Raw genomic sequence first — 24,812 nt, 5'->3', positions numbered from 1 at the left:
GCTGTGTTAGAACATACACACTCTGAAATTCTGTTAGAACATTAACCGCATGTGTAGCTGCATGCAATCTCGGCAAAGATACAAGGCAAGTAGGACGGGCACAGTAGCGAGCGGCTGTGCTGGGGCGAAATCAAAAAATCTTTTGGGGAACATCATGCAAAAAACATTGATCGCGGTCGCCGTGCTGACTGCATTGAGTTGTAGCCACGCGCTGGCAGCTGATACGGCAGCCGATCCGCAAGATTCGACCGCCACAAGTAGTACCACGACCGCCAAACTCGACACCGTGGAAGTGACCGGTTCACGCATTCCACGTGCGCAAGTCGAAGGCCCGGCCCCGGTGGTTATCATCACCGCCAAGGACATCCTCAACAACGGCTACGGCACGGTTGCCGACGTGATGTCGGCGCTCACGCAGAATCTCGGTGCAACCGACAATAACCAGAACACGAATGGCTTTTCGCCGGGCGCGCAAGCGGTCGATCTGCGTGGCCTCGGCCCAAATCACACACTGGTGCTGGTCAACGGCCGCCGCATTGCCGACTATCCGCAGTCATATCAGGGCAATAGCAATTTCACCGATATTTCCAACCTGCCGACCTCGCTGATCGAGCGCATCGAAGTGCTCAGCGGCAGCGCCTCGGCGGTGTACGGATCGGACGCGATTTCCGGCGTCATCAACTTTATCCTCAAGAAAAAAGCTGACGGCACGACAATCGATTTCCGCGAGGGCGATACCCAGCACGGCGGCGGCAGTTCGCAGCGCCTGCAGATCACCAGCGGTTATTCGAACGGCAACTTCGATTCGATTTTCGGTGTGGAGTTCTACAACGCCAAACCGCTGTGGGCGTACCAGCGCAGCTTCACCGATTCGCGCCTCGACAGCCCGGCAACGGGATCCAAGCTATACGCCGATCCGGTGTTCGTGATCATGGACGAGGACGAGAACTACATCGACCCGGGCAAGGCGACCTGCGATGCTCTAGCCGGCTACGATCAGGGTTCGATCGTTTACGCCTATCGGAAAAACTACGGCAACTACTGCGGCAGCTACAAGGATATCGGCTACGGCACCCTCGAAAACGGCCGCAAAGCGGTGAACTTCTACGGTTCGGCCACTTACCATATCAACGACAGCATGGAGCTGTTCGTCGACCTGCAGGCCGGCACCTCACACCAGGAAAGTTACAACACGCCATTGAAGTGGGAGAACAGCTATCAGCTCAACGGCGATTCCTCACCGGTGCCTTTTTTCAATCAGGCTACCAACCAGATCGAGCAATGGCAGCGGCAATATTTCACGATCGAGGAAAACGGCGGATTCGATGCGGGCAAGATCCGCATCATCGACAATACCTACTCGCTGAACACCGGCATCAAGGGTTCGCTGGCGGGAACCAACTGGACCTATGAAGCGTTGTTCGGGCACTCGCAGAACCAGCTCGAAAACAAGGAACCCGCGCTGATCTCAAGCAAAGCGCAGGCACTGTATCTCGGGCCGTCGCTGGGCATCGATCCCGATAGCGGCTACAACATCTACAACGCACCGTACAGCCGGCTGTATACGCCGCTAACCGTCGCGCAGTTTCGTTCGATCACGCAGGATTCAGTCGACAACGACAGCAGTCGTTCGGAAAATTTCAGCTTCACCGCAACCAATACCGAGCTGTTTAATCTGCCGGCCGGCCCGGTCGGATTTGCCGGCGTTGCCGAATACGGCAATCAATATTACGGCCTCAAACCCGATCCGTTGTCGCTCGACGGAACGTATTTCGGCCTGCACAACACGGGTGCCGTCGGTTCGCGCGACCACATGGGCACGGGTATCGAATTCAGCGTGCCAGTGTTCTCGAAGCTCAACATCAGCGCCGCGGGACGCTACGATCGTTACGAATATAGCGCCACCACGGCGAGCAAGTTCACCTACTCGCTTGGCATCGAATACCGCCCGTTCGATAGCTTGCTGTTGCGCGGCTCGGCCGGCACCGGATTCCGTGCGCCGGATCTGAGTTATCTGTATGCGGGACTCAGCGGATCGAGCTCGGGCGGCACCGATTATTTCCTCTGTCGTCGCGACGAGCCAGGTACCGCGCCAGACTTTCTCGACGACTGCAGCAATGGCGATGTCGGCTACAACGGCCGCAGTCACGGCAGCACGGCGCTGAAGAATGAGACCAGCAAATCGTATACGTATGGCTTTGTATACTCGCCGATCAAGGGTCTGGACATCACCGCCGACTACTACATCATCAAGCTCAACAACGAAGTCGAATATCAGACCACCGACGCCGTGTTGCGCGAGGAAGCCGATTGCCGTCTCGGCCAGACCCCGGGCGGCACGCCGGTCGATATCAACTCGGCGAAATGCCAGGACATCATCAGCCGCGTGGTACGCAATCCGGCCAACTCGGCGAACAATCCCGAAGGCATCACTTCGGTATTGGTAGTTCCAATCAACGCGGCGGTGGATCGCACCTCTGGCATCGATTTTGATGCGCACTACAAGCTCGAAACCGATCGCATCGGCAGTTTCGATTTCAACCTCGGTTATACCTATGTAGCGACCCACACCATCCAGCTGTTTCCGGGCGATGCAGTCAATAACGAATTGACGGATCTCTACAACTACGTGATCCCGCGCGACAAGACCAGCTATTCGGTCGCGTGGACTTTGGACAAACTCACCACGACGATCCACGGCTCACGCATCGGCGGCCTGCCGAATTACGACGGCACGCAGCGACTCGGCCCAACCTTCGTCTACAACGGTTCACTGAATTATCGCTTCAACTCACATGCCGCCTTGACCCTGATCGTCGACAACCTGTTCGACTCCAAACCAGGCAAAGACAGCACATGGACTGGGTATCCGTATTACAGCCGCAGCTGGTACAGCCCGATCGGGCGCGCGTATTTCGTCGAGTTCAACTACCGTTTTGGCGGCAGCGAAAGCAAGTAACTCTATCCGTACAATTTGCTGACCTCATCGTTTGAGGATGGCACCGCCCGCATCCAGGTTGCGCGGCGGTGCCTTTTTTTTTGGCCGTCTATACGGCCATACTGGAATTTTCGCAGACACGCTTATCAAACGCGAAATAGACGCACAGAGGTGTTAGCAACTGCACTCTACGAAGCGCAGACTCGATGAGACATCAAGCCGGAATTAGAAATCGAGCGTTGCGCAAATTCAGCCGCGTTTAGGCGCAAGCTTTTTCTTGGTTTGCCGTTGCCGGTGCACACGCTCGAAACCAACAAAGGCCGAACCGAATTCCGTGGCCGCGTCGAGTCGTGCATGCACGGCATCGCCGAGGTGCTCGATCACATCTTCGAGCAGCAAATTCAGCAGACTCGATATGGGCGCGTGATTGGCCCAGAAACGCCCCGAATCGGTGCGCGCCGGCAATACACATGGCGTCAACGTGGACGCCCAACTGCAATACACATCGGTAGCGATCACCAGCGGTATGCCGAGGCTCGATGCTTTCTCGCCGAGCAGGCGGAACCAGCGCGAATAACGTCGGCAATCGACCATCACCACACAACTGTCGGCGCTGGCCTCGGTGCGCAAATCGGCGAACGCGCGATTTTCAACGGTGATGTAACGCACACCGGGCCGCACATAAGCGAGGTGGTCGGCGAACGCCAGCGCGAGGCCGCGCTCAGTCTGGAAACCCGCGACAAAAACCTTGTCGGCGCGCGCGATCAATTTCGCCGCATCTTGCCACGCCGAGGTTTCGGTAAGCGCGTGCACCGCCTCGATCGCTTCGAGCTCGGCTTTTAATGCACGCGTGCGATCGGCGCTTTTCAACACGGTCGGTGCTTTCGGTGCGCCGCGACGACTCCATGGCGCCAGATCGGAAACTTCCGAACACATCTCCGCGCGCAATTCGGCTAGGCCTTTGTAACCCAGCGCCTTCAAGGTGCGGCCGACCGTCATCGCGCTTACGCTGAGGCGCTTGCCGAGCGAATCCGCTGTTTCAAATGGCATCTGCTCGGGGTGTGCAGCAAGATGACTGGCCACCGCCTGCTCGGCCGTGCTCAATCCGTTCAGACGCTTTTCGATCAGCGCCTGATATTGATAATCGTGGACTTTTTCGACGACGTTTTTTTTGGCCATGGCTATGCGAAGTGCTCAAACGATTGCGTTATGGATCACGAATACGGCGTGCGAATAGATCAAACATCCGCGCGCGGCAGCGACTTGCGCAGCTGCGAATGGCGCACACCGTACACCGCATAAACCACGAAACCAAGTATCAGCCAGATTGCCAGCCGCAGCCAAGTATCAGGCGGCAGACTCAGCATCAAGGCGATGCAGATAATGATACCGGCGAGTGGAACAAACGGATAACCGGGCACACGAAATGGTCGCGGCAAATCCGGGCGTCGCTGGCGCAATACGATCACCCCAAGGCAGACGATGGCGAACGCGAGCAAGGTGCCAATCGAAATCAATTCGCCCAGCAATTGCAGTGGAAACAATCCGGCAATCACAGCGGTAGTAACGCCCGTGACCAGCGTGCCGAGATACGGCGTGCGCCAGCGCGGGTGCACCGCCATGAACAATTTCGGCAACAAACCATCACGTGCCATCGCGTAGAAAATTCGTACCTGCCCGAGCAAGGTGACCAGCAGCGCCGAGATCAATCCGACCACCACCACGGCACCGATCAACGGCTTGGCCCAAGCCAACGCTGGGCCCGCTTGCGCGATTGCGACGTAGACCGGATCGGGCACGTTGAGGCTACGATAGTCGGCCAGCCCGGTGATCATGAGCGCGACCAGCACATACAACGCGGTGCAGATGGCGAGCGAGGCGATCAGTGCCAGCGGCACGTTGCGACGCGGATTGTGCGTCTCCTGCGCCATCGTCGAGACCGCGTCAAATCCGACATACGCGTAGAACACGATCGCCGCGCCGGTCACCACGCCGCTGATGCCGAAGTCGCCGAAATGGCCGCTGTTCGTCGGAATCATCGGCGACCAGTGATTGCCGTTCGCATACAACAATCCGGCGATGCCGACGACCAGAATGACCGCGACTTTCGCCACGACGATGATGTCATTCACACGCGCCGATAACCGCGTACCGGCCAGCAGCAAGCCCGTGCATAACACCACCACCGCGACCGCCGGCAGGTTGATTACGGCACCGGTAAAAACCAGCCCGGCCGCGGTGACGTCGAGCGGCGCCTGGGTAAATGCGGGCGACAAAATCACGCCAAAATCTGCCGCCATCGACACCGCGTAACCCGACCAGCCAATCGCCACGAGCGCGCTCGCGAACAGATACTCCAGGATCAGGCACCAGCCGATGATCCACGCCACGAGTTCACCGAGCGTGGCGTAGGCGTAGGTGTAGGCGCTGCCCGCGACCGGCACCATGCCGGCGAACTCGGCGTAACACAACCCGGCCAGCGCGCACGCAAAACTCGCGAGCACGAAGGACAACACCACTGCCGGGCCGGCACGCTCGGCGGCGACCGTGCCGGTGAGCACAAAGATACCCGCGCCGATCGTGCTGCCAACACCGAAGCACGTCAGACTGAAAAGGCTCAGCGTGCGTGGCAGCGCCGAACCAGATTCAAGCGCGCCGGCATCTTGCGTGAGCGCCTCGATCGACTTGCGCGCAAACAGGCGCGCGATCATTTCGAGATCACGCGGCCCGGACGCATGCCGGTCGCCTTGCCCTCATTCCAGACGATGCTGCCATTCACGAAAACCGTTTCGATGCCGGTCGCAATTTCGCCGGGTTTGGCGAACGTCGAACGATCGATCACGGTCGCGGGATTAAACAACACCAGATCGGCAATCGCACCTTCGCGCAGTATGCCGCGATCCTTCCAGCCGAGCCGTTGCGCCGGTAACGACGTCATCTTGCGGATCGCCTCGGGCAAACTCAACCAGTGTTTCTCGCGCACAAAAACCCCGAGCACGCGCGGAAACGTGCCGGCGCCACGCGGATGTTTTCCGCCGATGCCGCCGTCGCTCGCCGCCATCACCCACGGCCGCTGATAGAACGCCTTGATGTCGGATTCGGTCATCGATTTGCCGATCACGATGGCTTCGGTATTGGCCGCGTCGCCGGCGCGAATGATGCGAATGAACATCTCGACCGCGGTGATATTCGCGGTCTTCGCCAGCGCCTCGATGCTGTGCTGTTCGTAGTCGCGATTCGGCGAAAATTCGGTGATCGTCACGTTGCCGGCGCCGCCGACATCGGCCAATGCACGCGCCACACTTAGCGCATCTTCGTATTTCTTGTCCGGCACCAGTACCTTGATGTTGGCGTGCCACGCATCGTAGGGATAACAGTCGGCGAGAAAATCCAGACCGCGTTTGCGCGCGGCTTCGATCACGCGAATATATTCGGGCGCCTTGCCCCACACGCCGACCGTGCCAAGCTTAATATGCGAATGTTCGATCGCGATGTGCGCGCCGTCGCCGATCGCAATTTCTTCTTCCAGCGCGGCGAACGCCTTGTCGGCCTCGTCGCGAATATGAGTCATGTAGAAACCACCGTGTTTCGCGGCGATTTTCGCCATCGCGATCACCTCGTCGGTGCCGGCATAACTCGCGATATCGTATTCGAGCCCGCTTGACAGACCGATCGCGCCCTCGCTCATGCCCTGCTCGATCAGTTGCGCCATTTTGCCGATTTCCGCAGCGGTGGCGATGCGCTGATAGTCCTTGCCCAGCACCAACTCGCGCACGGTGGCGTGGCCGACCATCACCGCGAGATTCAACGCTGCCGGATTTTTTCGGCGCTCGATGATCCAGTCGGCAATCGGCCACGGCGAATCACCGTCGGGGCCGAGGATCGCCGTGGTGATGCCTTGCGAAATCTGTGTTTCGGCGAGCGGATCGTTCTTGATGCCGCGATCGGAATGGTTGTGGATGTCGATGAAACCCGGCGCGAGCACCAAGCCGCGTGCGTCGATGACATGCTCGCCCGGCTTCGCTTTGAAATCGCCAACCTGCACGATGCGATCGCCACGAATGCGCACGCTGCTTTTCTTCAACGGCGCACCGCTACCGTCGGCGAGCTGCGCATTCACGATCACCGTGCTGTCGGCCGCAGTGGAGTGACCGCCTTCCTGCGCCCAGACAAAAGGTGTATTCAGCGCAACAGCGATCAGCGTTACGCGACAAAATCGTGGCATCAACTTCAAGTCCAACTCCTCACTCTTACACAGCTTTGCGCAGAGCATCGATCTTGCCGTGCTGGTTTACGCAAGCGCCGACAAGATTGCCAATTTGTTAGGTATATAACAGAATATTTTTTTGTGTTCAATGACACATTGATGATTGAGGTGCCCGAAGCGCGCGTTCGCCGTCATTACAAAATGTTACTTAAATAACTTTTATTGCATAAGTTTGTTGACACACATTATGATCGAACCCTGATCGTGCGCCGCACTTGCGGCCAGGAAGTTGTCAGGGGGAAAAATGTTACCGGTATTGCGAACACCTTATCTGCTGTTTCTCGGCGATACGCCGTCGGCAACCGATGCGAAGACCGCCATCGGCATCGCCTATTGGCGTCGCGAACTTTGTCGCGGCCAATTCCGCCTGCCCGGTTGCGCGGCCGACACCGGCCTGCCCGACCTGAGCCTGGAGCAAGCCAAGAAACTCGGCGTGCGCAGCCTGATCATCGGAGTCGCGCCGATGGGCGGTGCGTTTCAACCGCACTGGATCGAGTCGCTGCGGCAAGCAGCACGACTCGGATTGGATATCGTCAGCGGCTTGCATACGCGGCTTGGCGCAATTCCAGGCTTGGCCCAACTCACCGCCGCGCATGGTGCGCGCCTGATCGATGTGCGTGTGCCTCCCGCAGATCTCACAGTCGCCACCGGCGCAAAACGATCGGGTCGACGCTTGATCACGGTCGGCACCGATTGCGCGGTCGGCAAAAAATATACCGCACTCGCGATTGATCGTTGCCTGCGCGAACGTGGCCGCAAATCCAGTTTCCGTGCGACCGGCCAAACCGGCATCATGATCGACGGCAGCGGCATACCGATCGACGCGGTGGTCTGCGATTTTGTCGCCGGCGCCGCCGAGCGGTTGTCGCCGGCAAACGATGTCGATCATTGGGATATCGTCGAAGGACAAGGTTCGCTGTTTCATCCGAGTTACGCGGGCGTCACGCTTGGCCTGCTGCACGGCACCCAGCCAGATGCGTTGGTGTTGTGCCATGACCTGGCACGCACGACGATTGACGGCCTCGCGGATTATCCGATTCCGTCGCTCACGGTCTGCATCGAGCGTTATGTCGAAGCGGCGCGATTGACCAATTCGAATGTGCGCTGCATCGGCATCGCGGTGAATGCATCCGCAATGTCCGAGGCGGATTTCTCACGCGAACGCGCCCGTATCGAGGCGGAAACCGGGTTGCCGTGTGCCGATCCGATCCGCGATGGCGTGGATCGTTTTATCACTGCACTGGATGCGGCGTTCGATACTGCGACCGCAAAATGAGCGCGCCGCGATTCGAACGAATCACGCTGCATGTCGTGATCGAAAAATTCCCGTTGCTGCAACCGTTTCATATCACCGGCAGCACGATGGTCGACACCGATGTCGTGCTGGTCACGCTGGAAAAAGACGGTCATGTCGGCCGCGGCGAAGCGTCCGGCGTGTATTACCGCGACGATGACGATGCGCCCGGCGTGGTGCGACAAATCGAAGCGGTGCGGGCGTCGATCGAGGCCGGACTCGATCGCGATTCGCTGCAAAAATTGCTGCCGACCGGCGGCGCGCGCAACGCCATCGACTGCGCGTTGTGGGATCTCGAAGCCAAACTTACCGGTCGCAGCGCGTGGCAGATTGCCGGACTCGAACCGCCGCGAGAGTTGCTGACCACATTCACTGTCGGCGCGAACGATCCCGAGAAAATGGCCGCCGATGCGCGCGCGTATGCGCAAGCCAAGGCGATCAAGATCAAGCTCACGGGCGAAGCGCAGGACGCCGAACGCATTCGCGCGGTGCGGGCGGCGCGGCCGGATGTATGGCTGGGCGTCGACGCCAATCAGGGTTTCACACCAACGTTGCTGCGACAGCTGTTGCCGGTGTTGCAACAGGCACACGTGGCGTTGATTGAACAGCCGTTTCCGGTCGGGCGCGAAGCGCAATTGGAACATCTGCGCTCGTCCATCGCGATCGCCGCCGACGAAAGTGTGCAAGGCTTGGCCGATCTCGCGCGACTCGCGAATCGCTTCGATGTGATCAATATCAAACTCGACAAATGCGGCGGCCTGACCGAAGGATTGGCGATGGCGCGCGCGGCACGTCGGCTCGGGCGCGAGGTGATGGTCGGCAACATGGTCGGCACCTCGCTGGCGATGGCGCCGGCGTTTCTGGTCGGGCAATTGTGCAATATCGTCGATCTCGATGGGCCGGTATTCTTGAGCCACGATCGACCGCATCCGCTGCGTTTCGAAAACGGCATGGTCACGTGCCCCGACGAATTATGGGGCGCGCCGTAACTGCAACCACGTCGGGTATCACGATGTCGCCTCCCGCCAGCCTGCGCCGCCCGCTATAATCGCGGCATTCTTACCGGCAAGGCAGCGCTCTTGAATTCCACCGCAACTCCGACGACCACCGCATCCGCCACGACCGGCTTCGCCGCGGTGCAGGCGCTGGTCGCCAACGACATGGCGGCGGTGAATACGCTGATTCGCACGCGGCTCGCCTCCGATGTCGTGCTGATTAACCAGATCGGCGCGCACATCATCGGCAGCGGCGGCAAGCGCCTGCGCCCGATGCTGGTATTGCTCGCAGCGCAGGCCGCGTTGTATGCGGGCGATGAACATATCCAGCTCGCCGCCGTGGTCGAGTTCATCCATACCGCCACCTTGCTGCACGATGATGTCGTCGACGAATCCGATTTGCGTCGCGGCCGCAAGACCGCCAACGCGGTATGGGGCAATGCGGCAAGCGTGCTGGTCGGCGATTTTCTGTATTCGCGCGCGTTCCAGCTCATGGTGGAACTCGAGCGCATGCGCGTGATGAAAATCCTCGCCGACACCACCAACGCGATCGCCGAAGGCGAAGTGCTGCAACTGCTGCACATCAACAATCCCGACACCGACGAAGCTGCGTATCTGCAGGTGATCGAGCGCAAGACTGCGGTGCTGTTTTCGGCTGCGACGCGACTCGGCGCCGTGCTCGGCGGCTTGCCGCGCGAGCAGGAAGAAGCTCTCGCGCTATACGGCATGCATCTGGGTTTTGCGTTCCAGATCGCCGACGATGTACTCGATTATGTATCCGACAGCGATACCCTCGGCAAGAACATCGGCGACGATCTCGCCGAAGGCAAACCGACCCTGCCGCTGATCTATGCAATCCAGCGCAGCAAGCCCGAACATGCCGCATCGATGCGCCGCGCGATCGAAACCGGCGGGCTGGATTCGCTGGAAAATATCGTCGCGGCGATCCACGAATCCGGCGCGCTCGAACTCAGCCGCGCGAAGGCGCTGGGCTATGCCGAGTCGGCGAAGACTGCGTTGCGGGTTTTGCCTGAATCCGCAGCGCGCGATGCGTTGCTGGCGCTGGCGGATTACGCGGTGAATCGCGGGTATTGAGTGCGACGAATTGCTGCTTAGTACGTCGTTTGTTTGCGGACTCGCATAGCGTTAAATCGCCGCATCTGCATGCAGACGCAAGCCAAGTGCACGAGCGACTTTGAGCACGGTCGCAAAACTCGGATTGCCGTTCTCGCCAAGCGCTTTGTAAAGACTCTCGCGACTGAGGCCCGCATCACGCGCAACCTGCGACATGCCCTTCGCACGCGCGATGTCACCGAGTGCGCGCGCGATGCCCGCCGCATCATCAGGCGCGTCGGTCAACCACGCATCGAGATAAGCGGCCATTTCCTCTGGCGTACGCAACTGTTCGGCCACGTCGTAGGCCACAGTCTTGGTCTTGGCAATTTTTTTTGAAGTTACCTTGAGCATTTTGGATGACTCCTAAAGGTTTTTCGCGAGTGCCATGGCGATCTTTATGTCTTGCTGCTGACTCGATTTATCACCGCCAGCAAGGAGGACGATAAGCTCGCCATTTTTCTCGGTGTAGTAGACGCGATAACCCGGGCCAATATCGATTTTCAATTCGGAGACACCGTCCGTGAGGTTGCGATGTTGCCCAGGATTACCGTGAGCCAGCCGATCCACACGCATCTGAATTCGAGCACGACCGATGCGATCTTTCAGCGCGTTGATCCAATTTCGGTAGACTTCTGTTGTCTGCACTCGCATGGATACATTGTATCCTGTAGGATACACATATCAAGTGCTAGCGGTCTCGCCCGCACTTGATACCGATTTAATTTCTCCGCGTAAACGGTTGCTCGCATACAAATCAACGCCCAGCAAACGCCTCACCCAGCAAATTGTGCATCATCACATAAGCGCGTTTTGAAACCTTCTCGTCGTACTTGCAGCCGGGTGAGTTCGATTCGGTTTCGGTGAAACAATGCACCGCGCCGCTGAAGTTGACGAATTGCCAGTCGACATTCGCGTCGGTCATTTCCTTCTCGAATCCATCGACCTGTTTGCCGACGCCTTTGTCGTCGGCGCCGTTCAATACCAGCACTTTGGCCTTGATGTTTTTCGCGAGTTCGGGTTTGTCGGTGGAGAGTTGGCCGTGGAAGGTGACGATGGCTGCGATGTCCGCGCCGGCGCGGCCGAGATCAAGTACTGCGGAACCGCCGAAGCAGAATCCGATCGCGCCAAGTTTTTTCGCGTCGATCGGTGCCTTGCCGATTTGCGCCTGCAATTGTGCGAGACCAGCCTTGATGCGCGTGCGCATCAATTCGCGATCGGCATACAACGGTTTGACCACCGCTTGCGCGCTTGCGTCGTCAGTTACTTTTGCATCCTTGCCGTACATGTCGGCGAGGAAAATCACGTAGTCGCGGCCGGCGATCATCTTGGCTTTTTCAATCGCAGTGGTATTGATGCCGTACCAGTTCGGCACCATCACCAAACCCGGGCGCGACGTTTTTATGGCGTCGTCGTAAATCAGCTGGCCTTGAAACTCGGTATCGCCAATCTTGTAATTGACCGGTTTGGCGGTCGGTGCGGCAAGCGCAGAAGCGGCGGAAAACGTGGCCAGCAAAACAAATAGATGACGTAATTTCATGACGAACTCCGGGTTGGGTGGTGGCATATCATAAGGCGCGAACGTCTACTCGATGTGATTAGTACGCACTTGCGCGCGCGGGGTTGCGGCTTGCTAAACTCCATGCGCCGGATTGTCCGGCATGACCGGAGTGGCGCATGAAAATTTCTCGTTTGATATTGGTGTGCGGCGCCGTGATGGTGAGCGCCGGCAGCGCGCTGGCGCACATGAATACCGATCCCGAAATCAATTATCGGCAATCGTTGTTTCACCTGATCGGCTGGAATTTCTCACCGCTCGGCGCGATGAACAAAGGCAAGATTCCGTTCGATGCGAAAGAAGCTGCGCTGCGCGCCGATCGTCTCGCCGCACTCGCGCCACAGATACTCGAAGGTTTCCGCAAGGCGCCGTCGGCCGATGCAAAAACCGACGCGCAGCCATTGATCTGGAAGCAGTTCGACGATTTCACGAGCAAGGCGAATTCACTGGTGGAACAAACCAAACTGCTCGCCGATGCCGCGCACACAGGCGACGAAGCGAAGTTCAAGGCGCAGTTCGCGAAAACCGCCGAAGCGTGCAAGAACTGCCACGAGAAATACAAGAAAGACGACGATTGAGGGTATCGCGGCGATCGTGTTGCGGTATTAGTCGGAGCGCTTGTTACTGCAGATATGGATCGCTCGCGAATATGCGCGCGATCTCTTTTATCCGCCAGTGCGATTGCCCCACAGCACCAATGCGATCACCGCAGCGGCGCTGATCGCAAACAACAGCAAGGCGATGCTATTGCCGACAAAACGCAGCCGGACAGCCGCAGGCAATTTCTTGCGACCGCTCAACATCGCTGCGATCAGGTTTTCGCGCCCCAGCAGCCAGTGCAGCAGCACCGCAACGATATGCACTGCGATCAGCAGCAGTAAAATATTCTGGTTGAGATGATGCAAATGCGTCATCCAGCGCACCGTCGCCGCGCTGACATGCTCGACGAGCGGGCCGGCCTCGCTGACATCGTCGCTGCTGAAAAGCCCGGTAACCGCCTGCGCCAGCACGCAAAGCAACATGAGCAGCACCGACCAGCCGCCGAGCGGATTGTGTCCGACGCTGCGCTGCGGATTTTTCGAGAACAGCGATGCGGCATAACGTGCCGCCGCGATCGGCCCGCGCACGAACGATGAAAACCGCGCACTCTGCGAACCGAAAAATCCCCACAACACACGAAACACGATCAGCGCGAGCGTTGTATAACCGAGCCAGAAATGCCATTGCATACTCAGCAGTTCGAACTCGCCGCTGAGATATTGCAGCACGATCAGTACGACCAGCAGCCAGTGGAAAATGCGCGTGGGCAGATCCCAGATTTTGCTGTGGGTTGCGGGAGTTTCATTGATCATCTTTCAAAACCTGTGCAGAAATTTACTTGAAGAAGATGAGATAAGCCGTCATTGACCAGCTTCGCTGTTGAAAGGCGCTTCAGCGCAGGCTGGAATGACGGGCAAGAGCGGAATGATGCGCGAATATTTCGCAAGCGCGCCGATATCTCAGGCGATACCAAGCCCCGCTATGCCCGAAATCAACTGCGGATCAAACCCCGCCAGCCGCGCGAATTCGCGCCCGCGTTCGGCATAGTCGCGAAACTGATCGAAGCTCGGCGCGCCCGGCGAAAGCAATACCACGCCATCAACTGGCGTCCGCGTTTTTGCAACGGCGATTACTGCTTCGAGCGTGACGGTTTCCACGATCTCACAAGTCACTGCATGCGCACGCAGCGATGCGGCGATGCGAGCACCGTTCGCGCCCATCGTGATGATCGTATGCGGCGGCGCGACTTGCATGTGCAGTGCAAAATCTTCCCAGCTCACGCCCCGATCAAAACCGCCGACCAGCAAGGTCACGGCGCGCGCGGGAAAACTGTGCAACGCCTCCAGCGTCGCATACGGCGTCGTCGCAATGCTGTCGTTGACATAGGTGATGCCGTCCCTCACACCGAGCGTTTGCAGGCGATGTGGCAGTGGCTGGAAACTTGCGATGAACGGCGCGAACGTCACCGCATCTTCGCCAGCGGCTTCGAGCATCGCAAACGCAGCGCACAGATTCTGCGCGTTGTGCGCACCGGGTAGCGGTGACGCGCTCAGATCGAAGACACGTTTGTCGCCGCGCCAAATCGCAGCATCGGTCACATGCCATCCGCTGCTCGTGCCGAAAAATGTTCGCGCGGGATGCTGGTCGCAATACGCCGCTAGCTCCGGTTGCTGCGCGCCGATCACCAGATGTTTTGCACGCGCGGCGAGCGCGAGTTTGTCGGCGTAATACGTCTCGATGCTGCCGTGCCAATCCAGATGCTCGGGATACAGATTGTTGACCAGCAACACATCCGGCACCGCTTGCGCATCGCGTGTCTGGAAACTCGACAACTCGATCACCCACCAGTCGATGGACGTTTTTACGTCCATAAGTTCCAGCAGCGGCAGACCAATATTGCCGGCCAGCGCCACCGTTTTCCCGGCGCTGCGCAGCAGATGCGCGATCAATGCGCTGACCGTGCTTTTGCCCTTGGTGCCAGTGATACATATCGTGCGCGCGTGGGGATTTTCTGCGAACCAGATCGCGCTGCCCGAGGTGAATCGCACGCCGGCTTCGAGCGCGTCGTGCACCGCCGGCTGATACGGACTGATGCCCGGCGACTTGATCATCACCTCGAACTGCAGCAGCGCGTTTGACTCCGCCGCATGCACAAGCACATCGAGATTGGCATCGGCCAATGCATGTGCGGCGGCGGCTTCTGCACTCGTGCAGAGCAAGGTGAATCGTTGTTGCGGAAAACGCTGGCGCAACAGATTCAGCGCGGCACGACCTTCACGACCGTAACCCCAGATCGCAACACGCTTGCCGGCGAGTTCAGCCAGACGCATCGAGTACCGCCGTCAAGCGCGCCGGCAACAAATGTTCCGCCGCTGGCTGCAGCAACGGTGCAAGCGCGAGCGCCGTCACATCGAGCTGCGGCAGAATCTCGTGCGTAAAACGTTGCACGATCGCATCTTCGCGCCACTCTGCGCGCTGGCTCAGCGTGTACATTGCTGCGCGCGATTCGCGACCTTCGCCGACGCATTCGAACGGCTTGTGATGGCGATATTCAAGCAGCGCATCGAAGCCGGCGGTCTGACTTTCATCATCGAGCAGGTTGCGCCCGAAAATCTGCACGAGTTGCGGTTTGGTGCAGAACGGCGCGAGGGCGAGGAATACAAAATGACATTTCGGACATTGTCCGCACCAGCGATCCGCCGGTCGCGTGCCGAGGATGCGGAAGTTGCGATTGCAGCTCGAAAACAGCGCGTGATATTGCGTGAGATGCGCAAATCGCTTCGTCACTGCAAGCTCGGACAACGGCCGCAGCAACGAGAAATAATCGAGATCGGCAGCAACATGCGATTGCAGATACGTGTGCAGCCGACGCTCGAACGTGAAACTCTTGCTCCACTGATGATTGATCGCCTGACCGTCGTATTCGAGCGTGGCGCTAGACGCGGAATGCTCGTTGGAAAACGCGATGGCATCAAAGCCGTACAGGATTGCAGCGACTACAAGAATCGCCGAATTAATCGCCGTGACCGGAATGTGGCCGTTCCACGCACCCTGCCGATTCAGCTCGAACAACTCCGGTGCAATCTGGCGTTGGATGTTCAACATCGGCAAACCCGTAGCCTGCGCGCATGCCGCGATCAACGCTGAATTACCGACCCACACGGCGGTCGCTGGTTCGCCGATTTTTTTGAGCAGCTCGACCGACACCAGCGAATCCTTGCCGCCGCCGATCGGCACCAAACTGCGCCGCGGCAATCCGCAAGAAACTGCCGCCGTTGCGTTTTCGGCGCCTACCGGAAAGCGGATTTTTCCGCGCAAGTCGAGTTTATTCTGATACGCGAATTCGCCCAGACCTTGCAGGTACAACTCGTCGAGCAAGTCAGCGGTGTCGCGGTCGATCGCATATTTTTCGACGCGGATTTGCGCGGGTACGCCAGCCTTGAAATAACTCACGCCAGCGATCAGGTGCAGCAATTTCAAGGCAGCGTCGAACGCGGCGCGACGCGCTGGATCGAGCGTCGGCGCTTCGGGGAAAACAATGCGTTCGATCAGCTCCGCGCCATCGTCGAACGCATATCGCAACTGCGCCTCGCCGCTGCTCGCATCGAAGCTGCAACCGACAAAACGGAAGGTCGCGGCCTGGCATGGATCATTCAACAACACAGCTCACTCCAAAAACAAACATGCCGCAACGCAGGCAATAGATCAGGGCATTTATTCACAACACGATTTCCGCAGCAGGCTCACGCAGATTGTAACGCGAGCCCATCACCGCACCGTATGCGCCGGTCTGCGCGATCAGCAAAACGTCGCCTTCAAAGGTCTGCGGCAGGCAACGATTATTGCCAAGCACATCGCCGGATTCGCAGATCGGCCCGACCACTTGATAAAGCGTGTCGGCCGGTTTATCCAGCCGTGTGAGATTGACGATTTCGTGATACGCCTCGTACAGCGCTGGACGCAATAACGAGTTCATGCCAGCGTCGATACCGACGTAGTGGAAGTCGCCCTTGCGCTTGAGCTGGGTCACGCGCGCGAGCAACACACCGGCATCGGCAACCAGATAACGGCCGGGTTCGAGCCACAGGCGATATTGCGGATACGCGGCCTTGATCTCGGCCAGGGTTGCGCCAAATGCTGCCAGATCCAGCGGCGTTTCATCAGCGCGTGCCGGCACGCCGAGGCCACCGCCGATGTTCAACAACTCGACCGTGCCGAACGGTTCGGCCAGGCTCGCGAGTTGCGCGTAAACCTCGCGCCAATGGCCGTGATCGAGAATGCCCGAACCGAGATGCGCGTGCAGGCCGACCACGCGCACGCCGTGCTGCGCGGCGAGGCGACGGAACTCCGGCAATTCATCGAGCGACAGGCCGAACTTGGATTGCGCGCCACCGGTCTTGACCTTGTCGTGATGGCCACGACCGACGCCGAGATCGACGCGCAGAATGATTTCGCCGCCGGCAAAAATGTCGCCCCAAAATGCAAGCGGATGCAGGTTGTCGAGCGTGATGCGCACGCCCATCGCACGCGCTGCGGCGTATTCTTCGCGCGGCGCGAAATTCGGCGTGAACAGAATCTTTTGCAACGGCAGATCGGGCTGCGCGGCGCGCACCGCAGTAAGCTCGGGCAGCGATACGCATTCGAGGCCAAAACCTTGCTGCACGAGTTCAGCGAGCACAGCGGGATGCGGATTTGCCTTGATCGCGTAAAACCATTCGTCGACCGCGCCGAACGCACGCAGTGATTGCGCCTGCAAGCGCACATTGTCGCGGTCGTAGACATATCGCGGCGTATCACCCGCAGCAAGCGCGAGCAGCGCCTCGCGTTTGGCCATCCACCACGGCAACGCGCGCGTTTGCGCCGCGTTGTCGGCGTACAACTCGCGCCAGCTCGGACCGAACACCGCCGGATCACTGATACGCATCGCCTCGGCCTTGATCAATAATGCGTGCAGCCGCGGCACGAGGCCGACCGCAACGTCTTCATCGACGACAAAAGTGAGGTTGAGATTGTTCGATGATTGCGTCAGCTGATGCACACGCAAGCTGCCGAACTCGGCAAGCACGCCGGATAATTTGTGCATCAGCGAACGGATGCCGCGCCCGACCAACGTGATCGCCGCGCACGGCGTGATCACCTTGACCCGGCACACTTGCGCGAGGTCGGCGCACAGCGCGGAAAGCACGTCGGAACTCAGCAGATTTTCACTCGGATCGAGCGATACCGTGACGTTGGTTTCAGCAGTGGAAATCAGGTCTATCGACAAGCCGTGATGTTTGAAAATTGCAAACAGGTCGGACAGAAAACCGACCTGCTGCCACATGCCAATCGATTCCATCGATACCAGCGTGATGCCGGAACGCGAGCTGATCGCCTTGATGCTCGGCGCCGCGTGCGCGGGTGCGATGCTGATTTCGGTGCCGGCCAATTCCGGCCGATTCGTGTCCTTGATCAGCAGCGGCACCTGCGCCTCACGCAGCGGATTCAGGCAACGCGGATGCAATACTTTGGCGCCGGTGGTGGCGATTTCCTGCGCCTCTTCGTAATCGAGACGACCGAGCAATCGCGCCGCTGCAACTTGGCGCGGATTGGCGCTGAACATGCCGCAGACGTCGGTCCAGATTTCGACTTTTTCGGCCTTCAGCAGTGCGCCGAAATATGCCGCCGACGTATCCGAACCGCCACGGCCGAGGATCACCGTTTCGCCATCGGCATTGCGCGCCATGAATCCCTGGGTGATAAAAACTTCACCCTGCTTGGCGAGTGCGCTGGTGAAGACCGCATCCGGCGAGGTTGGCACCGATGCGGACAGATAACGCCCCCATGCGTTCTGGTTCGGCAGCGCTTCGGCACGCAGATGCGCGCGCGCATCAAGCCAGTTCGTCGCGAGTCCGCTCGCATTGAGATAAGCCGCGCCGAGCGTGCTCGATAGCAGCTCGCCAAGCGACAATACCTGCGCCTGCCAGCTCAGCGCCACCGACTCGCGATCCGGCGCATTCACCAGTCCATCGAGTTGGTCGAGCCAGTCGTGCAACACCTCGGGCGCGAGATCGAGTTCGGCCAGCATCGCTGCATGACGCGCGAGAATTTCGCTGTGCGCGAGCGCCGGTGCCGCGCTATTGCCGCGTGACTCGGCGATGCTTTTGAGTTTGTCGGTCATGCCCGACAGCGCTGAAACCACGATCAGCACGCGTTTTCCGCGCGCCAGATGCTGCGCTGCAATTCCACGAATATTGTCCCAGCGCTCGCGTTTGGATACGCTGGTTCCACCAAATTTGATGACTATCCATGGCGCTTCGGCGGATAACGGCGCGGTATTTGTCGCTGTCACGGTAAGAGTTGCATCCCGGGGAGTGTCAGCGCGGGCGCACTGATCCGTCCATTGTGCTTGTGCGCTGCAAAAAAACAAGCAGCAACGATGTGCAGGCAACCAGCGGGAATGCGACAATTAGCGTCTACCTGCTGTGGAGGGAATCAGTGCCACAGCCGTGCCAGCCGGAGATGACGCATGCAAGATACCCCGATCGATAGCGCACGCACGACCAGCGTGCCGTTCGTTGCCGATGACGACAAATCGCTGCCGCTGCGCATCAACGGCAAGCCGTTTTTCCACGGCGGTGATCCGAGCATGCCGCTGCTGTGGTTTCTGCGCGATACGCTGCGCCTGACCGGCACCAAGTTCGGTTGCGGCATCGGCGCGTGCGGCGCGTGCACGGTGTTGGTCGATGGCAAGGCGCAACGTTCGTGCCTCACGCCGATCAGCGCGGCGACCGGCCACGATATCGTCACCATCGAAGGCCTCGCGACTGGCGATGCGCTGCATCCGGTGCAACGCGCATGGATCGAAGCTGACGTCGCGCAATGCGGTTATTGCCAAGCTGGCCAGATCATGGCGGCGGTGGATCTGCTCAAACGCACGCCGAAACCGAACGATGCCGACATCAACCGCATCAGCAACCTGTGCCGCTGCGGCACCTATCCGCGCATTCGCCAGGCGATCAAGCGCGCCGCCGAACTGATGCACGGAGCAAGCAAGTGAGTGCCCGCATCAACGATTCGCGGCGGCATTTTCTGAGTGTTATGGCTGGCGCGTCTGGCGCGTTGATCGTCGGCTGGCGCTCGGCGCTGGCGGCGCAATCTGACCTGCCGCTGGAACTGCGCGGTGGTGTCGCCGAACAGCTCGGTCCGTTCGTGCGCATCAGCGCCGACAACCGCATCACGATCGGCGCGCGCGGCTGCGAAATCGGCCAAGGCGTAATTACTTCGCTGCCGATGCTGATCGCCGAAGAACTCGATGTCGATTGGGCGCAGGTCAAGGTCGAGCAGTTGCCGTACGGCTACATCGAAACCGACAAAGGCCCGGGCAACAAATACGGCAGCCAGGGCGCTGGCGGCAGCGACAGTATTCCGCAGGGCTGGAAAGATTTGCGTCAGGCCGGCGCGACCGCACGCTGGCTGTTGCTGCAAGCCGCCGCGAGCGACTGGCAATTACCGCTGGATCAGTTGCGTACCGAGGCCGGATTCGTGATTGCGCAGACTGGTCGCCGCGCGAGTTACGGCCAGCTCGCCGCTGCGGCCGCGAAGATCGATCCGCCGACCGAACCGGTGGCGTTGAAAAATCCCGACCAGTTTCGCGTGATCGGCAAACCGACCTTGACCGCCGACGGCCCGGCGATCGTCACCGGTCGCGCCGAATTTGGAATAGACGCTTATATGGCCGGCGCGTTGTTCGCCGTGGTGTTGCGTTGCCCGCATATGGATGGCGATATCGACACGCTCGACGACAGCGAGGCGCGCAAGGTGCCGGGCGTCAAGGACGTGATCCGCCTGGCCGGTCCGAAACCCGACGAGCCGATCACTGGCCAGCTCGCCACCGGCATTGCAGTGATCGCGGAAAATACCTGGGCCGCGATCAAGGGCCGACAAGCACTGAAAGTGACCTGGACGCCCGGCCCGTGGGCCAGCGAATCCAGCGCCGCGCTCGAAGCCAAGGCGGCAGAATTGCTGCGCGGCGATGATGGCGTAAAAGTGCGCAGTGACGGCGATTTCGCCAAGGCGCGCAAGGATGCGAAAAAGGTTTTCGAAGCGCGTTATCAGGTGCCGTTTCTCGCGCACGCGACGATGGAACCGCCGAACGCACTGATCAAGATCGAAGTCGATCACGCACTGCTGATTTCGTCGCTGCAAAGCCCGAGCGGTGCGTCGCAAATCATCAGCCAGTTGACCGGCATTCCGCGCGACAAGATCGAGATCCGCATGACGCGTGCCGGTGGCGGTTTCGGGCGACGTTTGAAAAACGATTTTGTCGCCGAAGCGGTGTTGATCGCGAAAGCGGTCGGCAAACCGGTCAAGCTGATCTGGACGCGCGAAGACGATATCGCGCACGATTTTTATCGCCCGTTCGGCGTGCATCACCTGGTCGCCACGCTCGACAAGAAAAAGGAAATCACCGGCTTCACCCATCGTTGCGCCGCCACGCCGCGCACCTACCGCGACGCCGGCATGAAGGACAGTCCGATCTACACGGGCTGTCTCGAACCGGACGATTTCCCGGCGCAGCTGATCGCGAATCTGGAGAAGACCTTTTATCCGATCGCCTCGGGCATGCCACGTGGTTGGTGGCGCGCGCCGCTGCATACGTTCCATGCGTTCGCGGTGCAGAGTTTCATCGATGAACTGGCGGTCGAGCTGAAGCAGGATCCGGTCGCACTGCGCCTGAAAATGCTCGGCGCACCGCGCGAACTAAGTTACGCTGGCCACGGTGGCCCGAAGTTCGATACCGGTCGTCTCGCCAATGTGCTGAAAGTCTGCGCCGAAAAAATCGGCTGGGGTCGCAAGCCGGACAAGGATCACGGTCTCGGCATCGCCTGTCATTTCACGTTTGGTGGGTATGCCGCGCATGCGTTCGAGGTATCGGCGATCGACGGTACGATCGTGATCCATCGCGCGGTGTGTGTGGTCGATGTCGGTCGTGTGGTGAATCCGCTAGGCGTCGAAGCGCAGATGATGGGCGGCACGATCGATGGTCTGTCGACCGCGATCAAGCTCGGTATCACAGTCAAAGACGGCCAGGTGCAGCAGAGCAACTTCAACGACTATCCGCTGCTGCGCATGGCGCAGGCGCCGGAGAATGTCGAGGTAGTGATTGCGCCTTCGGACAAGGATCCATCTGGTGCCGGCGAGATGGGCGTGCCGAGCGCGTTGCCGGCGCTGACCAACGCGATTTTTGCCGCAACCGGCTTCCGCATCCGCACGCTGCCGATCGGCGATCAGCTCAAGAAGGTCTTGTAGCGGACACGCAAGTGCTGACCTCGCTGCCGAGGCTCGTGATGTTGGCCCTGCTCGCCTTCGGCAGCGCCATGGCGCATGGACAATCGATGCCTGCTGCTGTGGTTGCGGTGCTGCCACCGGGCCTGCACAGCGATGTCGTTTTCGATCTGTACTCGCCGCTGGCCAGTAGCGAGGAAATGCTCGGGCGTTTGATGAGTCCGCTCTGGAACGAGCGCATGCACGACAAGATCGCCACCTCGGAACAAACGCTGGTCGAGCAGAGCATCACTCTGGCGCAAGAGCGCTTCACCGTCTACATTCCCAAGGGCGACAAACCCGCTGGCGGCTATGGTTTGCTGGTTTTTATCCTGCCATGGGACAAGGCGAAATTCCCGCCGCGCTGGTTGCCCGAATTCGACAAACACGGCGTGATCGCGATCACGGCATCGAACTCAGGCAACGATCGAAATGTGCTGGAACGCCGCATCCCGCTCGCGCTGAGCGCTTACGAAAATATCGCCCGGCGCTACACCGTGGATCGCTCGCGTGTGTACATCGGCGGATTGTCAGGCGGATCGCGCGTGGCCTTGCGCATCGGCACTCGCGTATCCCGAAGTCTTCGCTGGTGCGCTGCTGAATGCGGGCAGCGACCGATTCGGCAGTGACATTCTGCCGTTGCCGCCGCAGACGCTGTTTCAGCGCTTCGAGGAGCACACTCGCCTCGTCTACGCGACCGGCACCCAGGACGATACCAACCTGGTCACCGATGCGCATAGCCGCGATTCCGCGCGCGCCCTTTGCATCACCGACATCGTGATTACACCGATGCGCAATCTCGGTCACGCGCCAGTCGATGCGGCAACGCTGGATCACGCGTTGAGTGCTCTGGAAATGCCGACAGCACCGCGCACCGAACTCGCCGAACGTCGCCGGCAGCGCAACGAAGAAATACGCCGCAAACTGGCTAACGTGCAGTCACAGACCGAAGCAGGAAAAACGGACGCGGCGATGAAGCGACTTATCGACGTCGATCTCGCCTATGGTGGCTTGGCCGCGCCTACAAGTATCGAATTGGCACATCGCCTCGATCTGCAGGTTCAGCCTCCGTCGCACGGAAGCGCAACGAAGTTTTGATGCTCGAGGTCACCGCATGCACGAATAAGCTCAATGCATGTGTCGCAGCTCGCCGGACTTTGTCTTTGGCTCGCTAGCCCGGTCATGCGTAGCCTCTGACAATCACACGCCAAACACGAGCATCCACTGCAGTAGCCGGGAGACGCTGATTGCGCTGCACTACCTTTTCATCTACGATCAAAACCGGGCAAGCGGGGGCAGCGCCGGTATCGAATACCGTTCGAACTGATCGCCGGAGCCGTCCGCGAGGACGATAAAATGGCGACCGCCCCACAGCACGCGTCGCGCTTGGCATTCCTCAAGGACAAGCCGATCCTCGGATAATTCCAGCAACCCCGAGACTGATGCGCATTCCAGCCCCGCCGACACGTCGCCTCATCGAGAACCTCGTCTCGAACTACGGATACGTCGGCTTCCTGGCCTTGATCCCGATTGTCGTGGTGCCTTGGTACCTGCACCTGCTGGGCAGCTCCGGCTGGAGTAGCGTCGCCTTGTGTCTCACCTTGCAAGGCGTCCTGTTCTCGCTCGACATGATGCTGGGGCCACTGATGCTGCGCGACGTCGCACGCGCTTCCACCGGGGCAACCTGGACGTATCGGCGCTTCCTGCGGATATACGCAGGCACGTCGGCAGTCGTCTTCGCGACCGGATTGATTGCGCTGACGATTATCGCCGATTATCGCCAGACCCGATCCGAGCCGATCTCGGCCGACACGCTCTGGGCGCTGCGGCTAGCCCTTCTGCAATTCCTGTTTCAATTCGCCAACAACGCGGCTATCGGCTATTGGAACGGACTGGAACGGCAGCGCTTCGCGAACCTGCGGCTGGCCATGTTCACTCTGGCCAAGCACGCCTGTGCATTAACTGCGCTGCTTCTCTGGCAGGCCAGCGCGGACACCTACATGGCCGCATTTGCGCTCGTGTCGGCGATCGAGTTCGCACTCAACTATCGCCACGTGCGCAGGGAGTCGGCGGATGCACCCGTCGCGACGCCGCCTGAGCGCCGTCACGACGTACGCGGCTTTGCTGCGGCGGCTCTGCTCGGTTTGGTTACAGCGCAGATCGACCGCGGCTATCTGGCGCTTGCCCTGCCAGGGCAGGAGTATGGCTTGTACTATCTGATCGGTATTCCGATGCTGACTTTGTTCAGCCTGCAAATGCCGATTCAGCGCGCCTACCTGCCGCGACTGATGACTGCTTCTTCGCCGCATCGTGTTGCGGCGGACATACTGAAGGTTTCTGTTCTTTTGATCGCGGTGCCAAGCCTGCTCCTGGCGGCGTTTCCGCAACTCGCCCTCACCTTGTGGCTGCATGACGCCGAACTTGCAGCCAAGGGCGCATCGACGTTTCGTCTGCTGATGCTCGCGGTGACGATGAACGTGGTCTTCGCGCCCGTCAGACTACTGCTGCTGAATTGGCATCGCAACGGCATGATCGGCACCCTCAACGCCTTGGTTCTGTCGGTTCAGATCGTGCTGCTGATCTGGCTGACGCCGCGCTTCGGCATGATCGCGGGAGCCGCCGCCTGGCTCGCTAGCGGGCTGATACCTTTGGTATACACTCCAGCGATCTGGCGCACGCTAGTCCGAACGAATACCAGCAAGGAGCCAACCGGCGCCTGATCCTTGCACCGGAACACAGCACTCTTCTTTCTGCCGCCAACAACTCACTCGACCCCGGAGACAATTTCCCTTGGTCCCACC

20 protein-coding genes are annotated in these 24,812 nt (G+C 59.6%); 10 read left to right on the top strand and 10 right to left on the bottom strand.

Features of this window, described 5'->3' with window-relative positions; all coding sequences use genetic code 11:
• The first annotated feature begins 154 nt into the window (after positions 1–154).
• Positions 155–2,959, top strand: a complete 2,805-nt coding sequence (locus tag ELE36_RS04600) for a TonB-dependent receptor domain-containing protein (protein WP_165371474.1) — start codon at positions 155–157, stop codon at positions 2,957–2,959.
• A 228-nt stretch (positions 2,960–3,187) separates the two neighbouring features.
• On the opposite strand, the gene ELE36_RS04595 is transcribed toward ELE36_RS04600, so the two are convergent.
• From ELE36_RS04595 to ELE36_RS04585, 3 genes are read right to left on the bottom strand one after another with little or no spacing between them, the layout of a single operon-like run.
• Positions 3,188–4,117, bottom strand: coding sequence for a MurR/RpiR family transcriptional regulator (locus ELE36_RS04595; protein ID WP_129831968.1), 930 nt, complete (start codon positions 4,115–4,117; stop codon positions 3,188–3,190).
• Between the two features lie 59 nt (positions 4,118–4,176).
• On the bottom strand, positions 4,177–5,649 hold the full coding sequence (locus tag ELE36_RS04590; protein ID WP_129831967.1) for an amino acid permease: 1,473 nt from the start codon (positions 5,647–5,649) through the stop codon (positions 4,177–4,179).
• Positions 5,646–7,163: an N-acyl-D-amino-acid deacylase family protein gene (locus ELE36_RS04585; RefSeq protein WP_165371473.1), complete on the bottom strand. Its 1,518-nt coding sequence runs from the start codon at positions 7,161–7,163 to the stop codon at positions 5,646–5,648. Before ELE36_RS04585 ends, ELE36_RS04590 begins: the two co-directional genes overlap by 4 nt.
• A 286-nt stretch (positions 7,164–7,449) precedes the next feature.
• Here ELE36_RS04585 and ELE36_RS04580 point away from each other — a divergent pair, with 286 nt between their 5' ends.
• The 3 genes from ELE36_RS04580 (at position 7,450) to ELE36_RS04570 (ending at position 10,589) form a co-directional block, all read left to right on the top strand.
• Positions 7,450–8,481: an N-acetyltransferase DgcN family protein gene (locus tag ELE36_RS04580; RefSeq protein WP_129831965.1), complete on the top strand. Its 1,032-nt coding sequence runs from the start codon at positions 7,450–7,452 to the stop codon at positions 8,479–8,481.
• Complete coding sequence (locus ELE36_RS04575) at positions 8,478–9,488, top strand: dipeptide epimerase (protein WP_129831964.1); 1,011 nt, start codon at positions 8,478–8,480, stop codon at positions 9,486–9,488. The genes ELE36_RS04580 and ELE36_RS04575 overlap by 4 nt, the downstream gene beginning before the upstream one ends.
• Before the next feature lie 171 nt (positions 9,489–9,659).
• Entirely contained in the window at positions 9,660–10,589 is a 930-nt protein-coding gene (locus ELE36_RS04570) for a polyprenyl synthetase family protein (protein ID WP_129836614.1), read from the top strand.
• 51 nt (positions 10,590–10,640) lie between these two features.
• On the opposite strand, the gene ELE36_RS04565 is transcribed toward ELE36_RS04570, so the two are convergent.
• The 3 genes from ELE36_RS04565 to ELE36_RS04555 all read right to left on the bottom strand — a co-directional run bounded on the left by ELE36_RS04565 (position 10,641) and on the right by ELE36_RS04555 (position 12,147).
• Entirely contained in the window at positions 10,641–10,961 is a 321-nt protein-coding gene (locus ELE36_RS04565) for an addiction module antidote protein (RefSeq protein ID WP_129831963.1), read from the bottom strand.
• Positions 10,962–10,973: 12 nt separating this feature from the next.
• Positions 10,974–11,261, bottom strand: a complete 288-nt coding sequence (locus ELE36_RS04560; protein WP_129831962.1) for a type II toxin-antitoxin system RelE/ParE family toxin — start codon at positions 11,259–11,261, stop codon at positions 10,974–10,976.
• A gap of 103 nt (positions 11,262–11,364) precedes the next feature.
• Positions 11,365–12,147, bottom strand: a complete 783-nt coding sequence (locus ELE36_RS04555) for a dienelactone hydrolase family protein (RefSeq protein WP_129831961.1) — start codon at positions 12,145–12,147, stop codon at positions 11,365–11,367.
• A 137-nt stretch (positions 12,148–12,284) separates the two neighbouring features.
• Between ELE36_RS04555 and ELE36_RS04550 the strand changes: the two genes are divergently transcribed.
• Complete coding sequence (locus tag ELE36_RS04550; protein ID WP_129831960.1) at positions 12,285–12,743, top strand: c-type cytochrome; 459 nt, start codon at positions 12,285–12,287, stop codon at positions 12,741–12,743.
• An 87-nt stretch (positions 12,744–12,830) separates the two neighbouring features.
• Here ELE36_RS04550 and ELE36_RS04545 read toward each other — a convergent pair whose 3' ends face one another.
• From ELE36_RS04545 to ELE36_RS04530, 4 genes are all read right to left on the bottom strand, one after another.
• On the bottom strand, positions 12,831–13,517 hold the full coding sequence (locus ELE36_RS04545) for a cytochrome b/b6 domain-containing protein (protein ID WP_129831959.1): 687 nt from the start codon (positions 13,515–13,517) through the stop codon (positions 12,831–12,833).
• Between the two features lie 147 nt (positions 13,518–13,664).
• On the bottom strand, positions 13,665–15,035 hold the full coding sequence (murD, locus tag ELE36_RS04540) for a UDP-N-acetylmuramoyl-L-alanine--D-glutamate ligase (protein ID WP_129831958.1): 1,371 nt from the start codon (positions 15,033–15,035) through the stop codon (positions 13,665–13,667).
• Complete coding sequence (gene murL, locus ELE36_RS04535) at positions 15,022–16,362, bottom strand: UDP-N-acetyl-alpha-D-muramoyl-L-alanyl-L-glutamate epimerase (RefSeq protein WP_425480905.1); 1,341 nt, start codon at positions 16,360–16,362, stop codon at positions 15,022–15,024. The genes murD and murL overlap by 14 nt, the downstream gene beginning before the upstream one ends.
• A 61-nt stretch (positions 16,363–16,423) precedes the next feature.
• On the bottom strand, positions 16,424–19,036 hold the full coding sequence (locus tag ELE36_RS04530) for a bifunctional aspartate kinase/diaminopimelate decarboxylase (protein WP_242512365.1): 2,613 nt from the start codon (positions 19,034–19,036) through the stop codon (positions 16,424–16,426).
• A 177-nt stretch (positions 19,037–19,213) separates the two neighbouring features.
• On the opposite strand from ELE36_RS04530, the gene ELE36_RS04525 reads away from it, so the two are divergent.
• The 5 genes from ELE36_RS04525 to ELE36_RS04505 all read left to right on the top strand — a co-directional run bounded on the left by ELE36_RS04525 (position 19,214) and on the right by ELE36_RS04505 (position 24,731).
• Positions 19,214–19,744 carry a (2Fe-2S)-binding protein gene (locus ELE36_RS04525; protein ID WP_129831956.1) on the top strand — a complete coding sequence of 177 codons (531 nt, stop codon included), beginning with the start codon at positions 19,214–19,216 and terminating at the stop codon, positions 19,742–19,744.
• A complete protein-coding gene (locus ELE36_RS04520; protein ID WP_129831955.1) occupies positions 19,741–21,996 on the top strand; it encodes a xanthine dehydrogenase family protein molybdopterin-binding subunit in 2,256 nt (751 codons plus the stop codon). Before ELE36_RS04525 ends, ELE36_RS04520 begins: the two co-directional genes overlap by 4 nt.
• Positions 21,997–22,034: 38 nt before the next feature.
• Complete coding sequence (locus ELE36_RS04515) at positions 22,035–22,640, top strand: hypothetical protein (RefSeq protein WP_129831954.1); 606 nt, start codon at positions 22,035–22,037, stop codon at positions 22,638–22,640.
• On the top strand, positions 22,522–23,109 hold the full coding sequence (locus tag ELE36_RS04510; protein ID WP_129831953.1) for a hypothetical protein: 588 nt from the start codon (positions 22,522–22,524) through the stop codon (positions 23,107–23,109). The genes ELE36_RS04515 and ELE36_RS04510 overlap by 119 nt, the downstream gene beginning before the upstream one ends.
• 344 nt (positions 23,110–23,453) lie before the next feature.
• Positions 23,454–24,731: a lipopolysaccharide biosynthesis protein gene (locus tag ELE36_RS04505; RefSeq protein ID WP_129831952.1), complete on the top strand. Its 1,278-nt coding sequence runs from the start codon at positions 23,454–23,456 to the stop codon at positions 24,729–24,731.
• Positions 24,732–24,812: the final 81 nt, after the last annotated feature.

The organism is Pseudolysobacter antarcticus (assembly GCF_004168365.1).
In the GTDB taxonomy this organism is placed as follows: domain Bacteria; phylum Pseudomonadota; class Gammaproteobacteria; order Xanthomonadales; family Rhodanobacteraceae; genus Pseudolysobacter; species Pseudolysobacter antarcticus.
Note: the sequence above shows the minus strand (reverse complement) of the source record. Positions and strands in the feature narration are given on the sequence as shown.

Excerpts from the sequence above, each read along its gene's own strand:
- ELE36_RS04555 (WP_129831961.1), bottom strand. The coding sequence starts at position 12,147 with ATGAAATTACGTCATCTATTTGTTTTGCTGGCCACGTTTTCCGCCGCT.
- ELE36_RS04550 (WP_129831960.1), top strand. The coding sequence starts at position 12,285 with ATGAAAATTTCTCGTTTGATATTGGTGTGCGGCGCCGTGATGGTGAGC.
- ELE36_RS04590 (WP_129831967.1), bottom strand. The coding sequence starts at position 5,649 with ATGATCGCGCGCCTGTTTGCGCGCAAGTCGATCGAGGCGCTCACGCAA.
- ELE36_RS04505 (WP_129831952.1), top strand. The coding sequence starts at position 23,454 with ATGCGCATTCCAGCCCCGCCGACACGTCGCCTCATCGAGAACCTCGTC.
- ELE36_RS04580 (WP_129831965.1), top strand. The coding sequence starts at position 7,450 with ATGTTACCGGTATTGCGAACACCTTATCTGCTGTTTCTCGGCGATACG.
- ELE36_RS04525 (WP_129831956.1), top strand. The coding sequence starts at position 19,214 with ATGCAAGATACCCCGATCGATAGCGCACGCACGACCAGCGTGCCGTTC.
- ELE36_RS04595 (WP_129831968.1), bottom strand. The coding sequence starts at position 4,117 with ATGGCCAAAAAAAACGTCGTCGAAAAAGTCCACGATTATCAATATCAG.
- ELE36_RS04515 (WP_129831954.1), top strand. The coding sequence starts at position 22,035 with ATGTTGGCCCTGCTCGCCTTCGGCAGCGCCATGGCGCATGGACAATCG.
- ELE36_RS04600 (WP_165371474.1), top strand. The coding sequence starts at position 155 with ATGCAAAAAACATTGATCGCGGTCGCCGTGCTGACTGCATTGAGTTGT.
- ELE36_RS04565 (WP_129831963.1), bottom strand. The coding sequence starts at position 10,961 with ATGCTCAAGGTAACTTCAAAAAAAATTGCCAAGACCAAGACTGTGGCC.
- ELE36_RS04560 (WP_129831962.1), bottom strand. The coding sequence starts at position 11,261 with ATGCGAGTGCAGACAACAGAAGTCTACCGAAATTGGATCAACGCGCTG.
- murD (WP_129831958.1), bottom strand. The coding sequence starts at position 15,035 with ATGCGTCTGGCTGAACTCGCCGGCAAGCGTGTTGCGATCTGGGGTTAC.
- ELE36_RS04575 (WP_129831964.1), top strand. The coding sequence starts at position 8,478 with ATGAGCGCGCCGCGATTCGAACGAATCACGCTGCATGTCGTGATCGAA.
- ELE36_RS04585 (WP_165371473.1), bottom strand. The coding sequence starts at position 7,163 with ATGCCACGATTTTGTCGCGTAACGCTGATCGCTGTTGCGCTGAATACA.
- ELE36_RS04545 (WP_129831959.1), bottom strand. The coding sequence starts at position 13,517 with ATGATCAATGAAACTCCCGCAACCCACAGCAAAATCTGGGATCTGCCC.
- ELE36_RS04570 (WP_129836614.1), top strand. The coding sequence starts at position 9,660 with ATGGCGGCGGTGAATACGCTGATTCGCACGCGGCTCGCCTCCGATGTC.